This is a genomic window from Moorena sp. SIO1F2 (assembly GCF_010672755.1).
Lineage (GTDB): Bacteria > Cyanobacteriota > Cyanobacteriia > Cyanobacteriales > Coleofasciculaceae > Moorena.
Genome location: NZ_JAAHFV010000261.1, coordinates 1 through 9394, shown reverse-complemented (window position 1 = coordinate 9394; position 9394 = coordinate 1). Strand labels below are relative to the sequence as shown.

Below are 9394 nucleotides of genomic sequence, written 5' to 3'. Positions count from 1 at the left end.
TTTTTTTTTTTCAAGCAGGAAGAGGCATACGAGGTAAGGGCGGCTGGGTGAACGGAGTTTAGGCGTTTTCTTTTTCGATCTTATAAACCATAATAGAGCTCCTTTATTTCGATAATGTATTCAATTTTACTTACCTATAATCATAGCATTTATCTCCCTATACTATAGGTAGTAAATTCCGTCCAAAATCAGGTATGAAATCACCACATTATTGATTAGTTATTATTTAGTATAATTAGCAAAAGTATAGAACAGGGAATGGGAAAACGGGAATAGGTGAATTCGCCTCAGGGCTCAATTATCAAGACTAGTTTTGGACGGCAAGCTAATGGTCTATTAGTCATTAGTCATTTGTAACTACGAGCAGACTCTGGTCAATCAGAAAGGACTAATAACCATAAAATTATGTCAGAATGTAAAGGAAAGTCCCCTATCTAGTCTTTTCGGATGTCCACTGAACTTGAGGCAGAATTGCTCAACGCTGTTGAACACCGCCGTAACTTTGCGATTATTTCCCACCCGGACGCGGGTAAAACTACATTGACAGAAAAATTATTACTCTATGGTGGAGCAATTCACGAAGCCGGAGCAGTGAAGGCACGGCGAGCTCAGCGCAAGGCAACCTCGGACTGGATGGAAATGGAGCAACAACGGGGAATTTCGATTACCTCGACGGTGTTGCAGTTTGCCTATGAGGACTGTCAGATTAATTTACTGGACACACCCGGACACCAAGATTTCAGTGAAGATACCTATCGCACTCTGGCAGCAGCTGATAATGCGGTGATGCTGATTGATGCAGCAAAGGGTCTAGAGCCCCAAACCAGGAAATTGTTTGAAGTGTGCAAAATGCGATCGCTTCCTATATTTACCTTTGTCAACAAGCTTGACCGTCCCGCACGAGAACCCCTAGAACTACTCGATGAGATTGAGCAGGAGCTGGGGTTACAAACCTATGGGGTCAACTGGCCGATTGGCATGGGCGATCGCTTTAAAGGAGTTTTTGACCGCCGAAGACAACAAATCCACTTGTTTGAACGCACCGCTCACGGCTCCCGGGAGGCGAAGGATACGGTAGTTAATTTGGGGGACCCCCAGATTGAACAGCTGCTAGAACAAGACTTATATTATCAACTCAAGGAAGAGTTAGAAATTCTCGATGGTGTTGGTCCAGACCTGGATTTAGAGCTGATTCATGCTGGTCAAATGACCCCTGTGTTTTTTGGCAGTGCCATGACTAATTTTGGGGTGCAGCTTTTTCTAGATGCTTTTTTGGACTATGCCCTGAAACCAGAATCTCGGAAATCCACAGTGGGCGAGATTCCTCCAACTTATCCAGACTTTAGTGGCTTTGTGTTTAAGCTGCAAGCGAATATGGATCCCAAGCACCGGGATAGGGTGGCCTTTGTGCGGGTGTGTACGGGTAAGTTTGAAAAGGATATGACTGTCAGCCATGCTCGTACTGGTAAAACCGTTCGTTTGTCAAGACCCCAAAAGCTGTTTGCTCAAGACCGAGAATCCATTGATGTTGCCTATGCAGGGGATGTGATTGGTTTGAATAATCCGGGGGTGTTTGCGATTGGGGATACGATTTACAACGGTAAGAAGTTGGAGTATGAAGGTATTCCTTGTTTTTCCCCAGAATTGTTTGCTTATTTGAAGAATCCTAACCCCTCTAAGTTTAAGCAGTTCCAAAAAGGGGTGAAGGAGTTGCGGGAAGAAGGGGCTGTGCAAATTATGTACTCCGTTGATGAGTCGAAGCGGGATCCAATTCTGGCAGCAGTGGGACAGTTGCAATTTGAAGTAGTGCAGTTTCGCCTCAGAAATGAGTATGGCGTAGAAACCAGGTTGGATATGTTGCCCTATAGTGTGGCTCGTTGGGTAGCCGGTGGCTGGGGAGCTTTGGAAAAAGCTGGGCGTTTGTTTAATACCGTGACAGTCAAAGATAATTGGGGACGTCCAGTGCTACTGTTTAAAAATCAGTGGAATTTGCAGCAAGTCGCAGAAGATCATCCAGAGTTGGATTTGAATTCTAGCGCTCCTGTGGTGTCTGGTTCTGAACCCAAGTCTACATAGCATTTATCTGACGGGGTGATAAGCAGCCTTGTTAGCCTTACTGGGTGTGGGGTGTAGGGTATGGTTTCTAGCCAACGAATCCCACTACCCCTCTAGAAACTAGAGGATCCTAGGCACGAACGAGCTGCACACCGTTAATCCTTAACAAAACTCGCGGAATTCCCCACCTTCTTTCAAGGTGGGGAAAGAAGTTAGCGTAAGGTAGGGTCGCGGCTTGAGCGTCGGCAGGTTATGCATAAAAGGTAACGGCGCTTTTGTAATAAGGCGACCCAACAATGAGGTTTCGTCTCCGGGATGGATAGCGAAACGACAACCTATGAGATTGGTGCTAAAATGAACATGGTTGCTGACCCGCCTGACTGACTAAAAGGCTACCTTAAAAACGGTCTAATTATCGGATGTTTTAGATCCCAAGGTATAAAAGTACTAGCAGAGCTCAGGGAAGAGACTTGCCCCAGCTGGTTAGCCATAGATGCTGTAATTCCAAGGTAAGTCTGTCGTAAAAGTTATACGTCTGCGGAAGGCGGATGTCTGCCTGTGGACGCTGAGTAAGACCAACGCTAGGAGGCGCGCGCCTCCTAGGCCGGGTTTCCCGGCCTTGGGTCGCGTTTCTGGTTGAGGCATCGGCGGATGAAGCGGGAAATCCCAAAGACGAATAAAACCGTCCCTGATTAGATCTGAGAATTGGAAGCCCCAATCTCAGTGAAACAGGTTGGGGTACTTCACTAAGACCTTCGACGCCTAGAACTACGGGGACGTTGTCTCGAATAAGAGCGCTCTTCATCCCTCAATTTACGACTAACTTGGACAAAGACATCTCGTTGCACGTAAGGATAGTCATTTACCCAAATGTCTAAGCTAGGAATATATATATCACTGGTCTGGGCAATCTTCCCTAAGTCAGGCTGATTGGACATAACCAACATCTGAGCAATTTGTCCAGGTGAAATATTTTTGTGGAGGCGTTCTAGGGGAACTTGCAGCTGACTTATAAATCCAGTTTCATCTTCGACTTCTAGATTTAACCGTCTCTCCCGGTGTTCCACAATTACCAACTCACCCCGCTGATTGACTTGTTCTTCTGTACCAATCAACTCCTCCGTCACAAATACATCCTCGATTCGACCCTGCCAGAAGCCACTATAGCCATATCGGCGCATCTTTAGGTTTCGCATACTTGCCCAATATACGGGACCCCACAACCAGTAAAGCCCTGCAGTGATCTCGAATAATACCCGGAAGGGAGCAAAAGCTGAACCAAGCATCAAAGCTAAAATTAAAATCACCACAACTGCGATTAAAGAAATTAACAGTCGCCTTAAAAAATCTCGAAACTTGCCCCAGTAGTAGCGATACTGGAGCCCCGTGGCTAGGACGGGAACGATTTGTTCAAACTTCTGGCGAGTGATCGGAATTAGCATGGGTTTTGTACTTAGTTCTTAGTCCTTAGTCTTTAGTTAATTAATCTGTCTTTAGTGTTTAGTTTTTAGATTTCTTGTGATTGATCTCAATTTTGACAAATCACGAATGACTAATGACTAATGACCAATAACTCGTCACAAGATTTTCTCTAACCCATATAGTAGACCTTTGAGCTGGGTAACTTTGCGAATCGCGAGCAGTACTCCTGGCATATAGCAGGAACGGTCGCTGGTGTCGTGACGTAGGGTGTAAATTTGACCAGGGGCACCGAAGATGACTTCTTGGTGAGCAATTAAGCCAGGTAAACGCACGCTATGAATCCGAATATTGTCTTCTGCAATACTTCCCCTGGCACCTTTTAGTTTTTCGGTTTCTTCCACCATTGCCGGATTATAGGTTTTACCTGCTCCAGCCATTCGTTGGGCGGTTTGAATGGCAGTACCGCTGGGAGCGTCGGCTTTTTGGTTGTGGTGGAGTTCGATGATTTCTACGTGGTCAAAGTATTGGGAGGCTTGCACAACTGCTTGTTGCAGTAATGCCATACCAATGGAGAAGTTGGGGATAATTAGGCAGCCAGTGCTGGCTTTTTCAGCAAATTCTGAGAGGTCTTTGATTTGGTCGGGACTAAGACCAGTGGTGCCAACTACGGGGCGGACACCGTATGCGATCGCAGTTCGGATGTTCTCGTATATGCTATCAGGGTGGGTAAAGTCTACCATCACCCCTTGGGTTTTTTCTTGGGTAGCAAGAACTAGATTGGCTTGCAGGTCATTGAGAATGGGAATTTCAACTGGTTCGCACCCCGCAACTTCTCCGGCGTCTTGACCTAGATACTTAGGATTGGTATCGATGGCACCGATTAGGGTTATGTCTTGGGCTTGAGATACAGCCTTAATCACCTCTCTACCCATTTTTCCGGCGGCACCGTTTACTACTACTGGAATGGGATTTGAATTGGACATGGTTTCAGGATAGTTTGGGGCTCTGCCAAGGTAATTCTAGTGTATATTGGGAGTTTTGGTGGGAGTGGGCTTAGGGGATGGAACCGTGAAGACCCGAGCGGACACCACGGATAGCACTAAGGGTAGATGGGTTCAAATCTTGCTTGTAGTTATAAGCCCCCGTTATTAGCCCCCAAATTCATCCCAAATTCAAGTTTACTATGCTCTTTATCGGTGAGGCTAATCCTGAAAGAAGCGATTAGTGCTGTAGTGGTAGGGTAGGGCGTGGGTCAGCATCTGGCTGAAATGAATTGTCACGGCTATACTAGCAAAGTCAGTATATGTTTGTAACTAGCTTAATTTGGTATATGAGTAGTGCTGTTAAAGTCGTTCAACCCACAGGCATTCTAGATGGTACACAAGCTGCCAGTTTTCGTCAAGAGGTTGCTGAGCTGGTGGAATCTAACGCAGATATTATTTTGATTGATTTTAAAGATGTTACTTTTATGGATAGTTCTGGTTTGGGAGCGTTGGTACTTGCTCTGAAAACTATTCGTGCTGCTGGGAGCAAGATGTATATCTGCTCAGTTAATGAGCAAATCAAAATGTTATTTGAACTGACCAGCATGGACAGAGTTTTTGAAATCTTTTCTACACGAGAAGATTTTGAAAGCGAGGTGCTTTCTACAAGATAATTCCAGGGAAGTCTATAGGGCGATCGCCCTTGGGCGTAGCCCTTTTCAAATCCTAGGTTTTGTTTCAGTAAAGGTAGGAAGATGGTTTAGGAAAATTCCCTAACCCTTAATTAACCTGAGTTCGACATAACCAACTATCCTCCGATTTAGGATTGAGGAGTCAGGATTATCCAGTCAAAAGTCAGGATTCATAATAATTAGTTGTCCAGTAATTTTGAACATAAATTGGCAAAAAAAGCCACCAATCGTTCTTTATCGGCCCACTAACCTGGCTGAATGCTTCTGATGATTGACTGCCATTGATTATCCTGTCTCCTCATTAAAATATGCCAATTTATTTCAGGTAAATGAGGTTGATTATTCCAGGGAAAGTGTTCATAAAAAATTGATTTCCAGTAACGATAAATCATCATCAAAATAGTGTTTAGGGTTCACGGCTTCCAGAGATTTCAAAATCAAATCTAGGTGACAAGCACCATTGTGATTTTGCTTACACTCTGCCAGTAACCTAATGAAGGGCTCAAGTCCCCAAACGTTCCCATTGGATTGGTTAATCTCGTAAATCCCATCGCTGAATATATATAGGGTGCTCGATTCAGTAATTTCACAGCACTGATCAATGTAATCGGCATCTGGGAACATACCAACGGGTAAGCCAGGGGTTTTTAGACGTTGTACTTCCATCAAGGAACCATGGGTCTGAGCAATTAATATTGCGGGTGGATGTCCTGCACTAGCATAGACCAGTTGACGCTTGACCTGGTTATATACCCCATACCAGACCGTGAAGTATTTATCATTTCGCTCAGTGATCTGGAAGGTTTGGTTCAACCCTCGTAGAACATCACTCGGTTGATAGTAGTTAATCGACTTTAGAGCCCGCGACCTGAGTAAATTTAGCACTGAAAGTGTGGGCAAGGCAGCTCGTAAGCCATGTCCAGCAGCATCCAGCAGATAAATTGCCAAATGCTCTGAGTCTAGCCAATAATAGTCAAAGCCATCACCTCCCAGTTTTCGGGAGGGAATAAATCGGGTGTCGATGGTCACCGATGGTTTGATCATCCGGTCTGGAAGAATCGAACTAACATACTCTGCTGCCTCGGCTAATTCTCCCTCCAACAACTGCTTTTGGTGCTGCAAATCATGACTTAGTTGATGTAACCTCAAGCCAGCTCTGACTCGTGCGTTCAACTCTGCTATTTCGATCGGCTTACACAGAAAGTCATCTGCTCCAGCATCTAACCCCTCTACCCGGTCTTCAATGGAATTTCGAGATGTCACCAGAATAAATATGGTGGTTGAGAGTCCCGGTGTTGCCTTGAGTTGACGACAGACATCCAATCCATTCATACCGGGCATAATCCAATCGCAAATGACTAGGGCTGGACGTAACTTTTGTACCTGCACCAAACCTTCTTCGCCGTTGCTAGCTACAGCTACCTCATAACCCTGCTTGTAAAGGGTTCGTTTCAGTAACATCTGAATGGCTGGATCATCATCAATAATCAGAATTTGGTTCATGGCACTGAGGTTGTACAAATTACTCTAGGATTTATCAATACACTGACTTACAATCAGGACAGCAAGTAGATTCTGACCGGCTGAATTTCACGAAACCTTGATCAGACCCCAAGGTAAGTTAGACTGAGTTACTTTTATTGATGGCATTCCCTATTGGCATACCGGATTTATTTGTTCCTAACTTCCTTCTCTTGCACCGCTTCCGGTTTCTTCCCCCTTTTCGCGCATCTCAATCAATCTTTCCGATTTTGGGCAACAGCTTCTAGGGGGCAAGACCCCCTAGAGGGCGAGACCCCCTGGCTTGATAGAAAACGGGAAAAGAAACCCCATTTGCCCCAATGGTTTTCCCAGTGCTTCTGGCAAAGCTTCTGGAAAAAATTTTCTTTGAAGGCATTGAGTATTAGTCCATGGTAGAGGGAGATATAAATCTAGGTTAAACTGGATTCCTTGATCTTAGAGTACCCTTTGGAGAGAATCAGGCTTCAATGTGGTTGATGTATGTGGTTGATGTATGTGGTTGATGTAAAAGATTTTGAGGAATTGAAAAAATTGAAAACATCTATCCAAAAATTTCCTAGCGACCTTAAGGCGTTAGAAAAGGCTTTGGGATGGTTTGACCAGTTCAAACCATCGTCTGTTCGCCAAAAAGTCTGGTTGCAGTGCCAATTAGCTCTCGCTGAAGGATTTACCAATGCTGTTCGCCATGCTCACAAAGATTTGCCAGAAGACGTTTCCATTGATGTTGAAGTTACTTTATTCCCCCAGCGCTTAGAGTTACGCATCTGGGATCAAGGACCTCCCTTTGATTTAGAACAGCGGCTGACAGACATCAAGCAGCAAATGAACCTTGAATCTGGTGGTGGACGTGGCATCGCAATACTAAAAAAAATTGCTGATCATCTCAGCTATACCCGTACCGATGACAACCGGAACTGTTTGTTAATTGTGAAGTGTTATCAGGAATTGGGAAAGAGCGATTTAAAAACTTTTTGTAAAGAAAATGTTAACGAGTCTCGATTACCAATTGTCCGACCGATGGAGTAGGATAGTTAGATGGGTGACCTAAGTGCCTGAAACTCTGATGCTGTGCTAGTTAGACTTTTGTTGACATTTATTTATACTCAGCAGAGAATAACACAAAATCTTTAATATTCTGAGTAATTCACTATTTTGTTTGGCAACACCATACCGGGTTTGGAAGAGTATGCTCACAAAATGCGATTGACGTTCCGTCACGCTACGCGATCGCATCCAACCGCCCTTTTCGGTAACCTTACTGGCCGCAAAGACTCTCGGTTATCACGGATAACCGTTTCTGTTGCTATGGGACAGTTACTTGCACAATTATTTTGATCCTAAATAGAATTTACGGTAGCAGGCTTTGGTGAATCCTTAGCAACACGTTGACCTGTCATCACCATAGGAACCCCATTTTCAGGAGCAATCGCGAATCCACGACGAGCTGGTTTAATGATTTTGTCTTGTGCTAGGGCTAAGTGATAATTAGACAATACCTTAGCCAAAACCAGTTTCATTTCCAACATCGCCAAAGTAGCACCAATACAGCGTCGGTTTCCACCACCAAAGGGAAAATACTCATAGGCAGAGTATTGACGCTCAAGGAATCGTTCTGGTTTAAACTGATCGGAGTCTGGATAGAGGTCTTCTCGACGATGGGTTAAATAGGGACAGGCAAAAAGGGTAGTATTGGCCTGATAGTGGTGACCCATAATAGTAATTGGGGCTGTGGTAATGCGGGCGAAGATCACAAACGCCACTGGGTAAATCCGCAGGGTTTCGTAGGCTACTGCTGTGAGATAGGGCAGTTGGGCAATTGCCATCGGGTCTGGATTATCCCCTAAGCTATCAATTTCCTCTAGCAGTTTTTGGCGCACTGTCGGTAATCGATGAATCCAGTAAAATGCCCAAGCTAAAGCGGTTGCAGTAGTCTCATGACCTGCAAACAAGAGAGTCATCAACTGATCTTGTAACTCGTGATCACTCATTAACTCACCATTTTCGTCCCGAGCGGACATCATTAAACTGAGAATGTCATTGCCCATATGCTCGGGTTGCTCTCGGCGCTGATTAATCTCTTCCTGAAGGAGGTTATAAATTTCCTGCCTACGCCGCACCAACTTGCCCCAAGGACTCCAAGCCCCTAAATCTCGTTGCAGGAACTTAAAAAACAGCATACTAGAGCGCAGGGGGGAACTAGTCATATCTAGCATGGCTGCCAGGAGTGGCTTCAGTTTTTGGTAACGGGGTCCGTGACCTAGACCGAAAACCCCCTGCATGATTACCTGGATGGTAATGTCTTGCATGGCAGTACGGGCAGTAAAGGCTTTAGCGATTACCCACTGACTCGCTACCTGCTGGGTAATATCATAAATCAATTGACTGTAGGAATGGATTCGTTGCCCATGAAAGGGAGGAATCAAGAGTTTACGCTGCCGCTGGTGGGGTTGACCATCGAGTAAAGTCATTGAGGTTTCCCCCAGCAAGGGTCGTAGCAGCTTATTTCGTTCACCAGACTTAAACTGGCTAGGAGGAGCGGTCAAGACTTCCTGAATTGCTTGGGGATGGCTGAGGATGACTAACGGTCCGAAACCACTTAGCCGTATGGTAAATGTATCTCCATAGCGTTCTACACACTGATCCAAATACTTCAGAGGGTCAGCAATCCAATAGATTAACTGTAACCACTCAGGGATTTGAGGACCTTCAGGCAATTTAAGA

At 45.0% G+C, this 9394-nt stretch carries 8 protein-coding genes; 4 read left to right on the top strand and 4 right to left on the bottom strand.

Translation table 11 applies throughout. The features are described from left to right. Positions 1 to 447: 447 nt before the first annotated feature. On the top strand, positions 448 to 2076 hold the full coding sequence (gene prfC, locus F6J94_RS24425) for a peptide chain release factor 3 (protein WP_293044921.1): 1629 nt from the start codon (positions 448 to 450) through the stop codon (positions 2074 to 2076). A gap of 725 nt (positions 2077 to 2801) precedes the next feature. Here the strand turns inward: prfC and F6J94_RS24420 are convergent. Both F6J94_RS24420 and dapB read right to left on the bottom strand, forming a co-directional pair. Then, the gene (locus F6J94_RS24420) at positions 2802 to 3497 is read right to left on the bottom strand and encodes a phosphate ABC transporter permease (RefSeq protein ID WP_293044919.1); all 696 of its coding nucleotides are present in this window, start codon (positions 3495 to 3497) and stop codon (positions 2802 to 2804) included. Between the two features lie 135 nt (positions 3498 to 3632). Beyond that, the gene (dapB, locus tag F6J94_RS24415) at positions 3633 to 4460 is read right to left on the bottom strand and encodes a 4-hydroxy-tetrahydrodipicolinate reductase (protein ID WP_293044917.1); all 828 of its coding nucleotides are present in this window, start codon (positions 4458 to 4460) and stop codon (positions 3633 to 3635) included. Between the two features lie 347 nt (positions 4461 to 4807). Between dapB and F6J94_RS24410 the strand changes: the two genes are divergently transcribed. After that, positions 4808 to 5134 (top strand): STAS domain-containing protein, encoded by a 327-nt coding sequence (locus F6J94_RS24410; RefSeq protein ID WP_293018849.1) that lies wholly within the window; start codon positions 4808 to 4810, stop codon positions 5132 to 5134. Between the two features lie 375 nt (positions 5135 to 5509). On the opposite strand, the gene F6J94_RS24405 is transcribed toward F6J94_RS24410, so the two are convergent. Next, complete coding sequence (locus tag F6J94_RS24405; RefSeq protein ID WP_293018850.1) at positions 5510 to 6655, bottom strand: SpoIIE family protein phosphatase; 1146 nt, start codon at positions 6653 to 6655, stop codon at positions 5510 to 5512. Positions 6656 to 7204: 549 nt separating this feature from the next. Here F6J94_RS24405 and F6J94_RS24400 point away from each other — a divergent pair. Further along, positions 7205 to 7699, top strand: coding sequence for an ATP-binding protein (locus tag F6J94_RS24400; protein WP_293018852.1), 495 nt, complete (start codon positions 7205 to 7207; stop codon positions 7697 to 7699). 126 nt (positions 7700 to 7825) lie between these two features. Then, positions 7826 to 8008 carry a hypothetical protein gene (locus F6J94_RS24395; RefSeq protein ID WP_293018854.1) on the top strand — a complete coding sequence of 61 codons (183 nt, stop codon included), beginning with the start codon at positions 7826 to 7828 and terminating at the stop codon, positions 8006 to 8008. A 2-nt stretch (positions 8009 to 8010) separates the two neighbouring features. Here F6J94_RS24395 and F6J94_RS24390 read toward each other — a convergent pair whose 3' ends face one another. Continuing rightward, entirely contained in the window at positions 8011 to 9387 is a 1377-nt protein-coding gene (locus tag F6J94_RS24390) for a cytochrome P450 (RefSeq protein ID WP_293044923.1), read from the bottom strand. Between the last annotated feature and the right edge of the window lie 7 nt (positions 9388 to 9394).

Coding starts and splice junctions, on each gene's coding strand:
- F6J94_RS24405 (WP_293018850.1), bottom strand. CDS start 6,655: ATGAACCAAATTCTGATTATTGATGATGATCCAGCCATTCAGATGTTA.
- F6J94_RS24420 (WP_293044919.1), bottom strand. CDS start 3,497: ATGCTAATTCCGATCACTCGCCAGAAGTTTGAACAAATCGTTCCCGTC.
- prfC (WP_293044921.1), top strand. CDS start 448: ATGTCCACTGAACTTGAGGCAGAATTGCTCAACGCTGTTGAACACCGC.
- dapB (WP_293044917.1), bottom strand. CDS start 4,460: ATGTCCAATTCAAATCCCATTCCAGTAGTAGTAAACGGTGCCGCCGGA.
- F6J94_RS24410 (WP_293018849.1), top strand. CDS start 4,808: ATGAGTAGTGCTGTTAAAGTCGTTCAACCCACAGGCATTCTAGATGGT.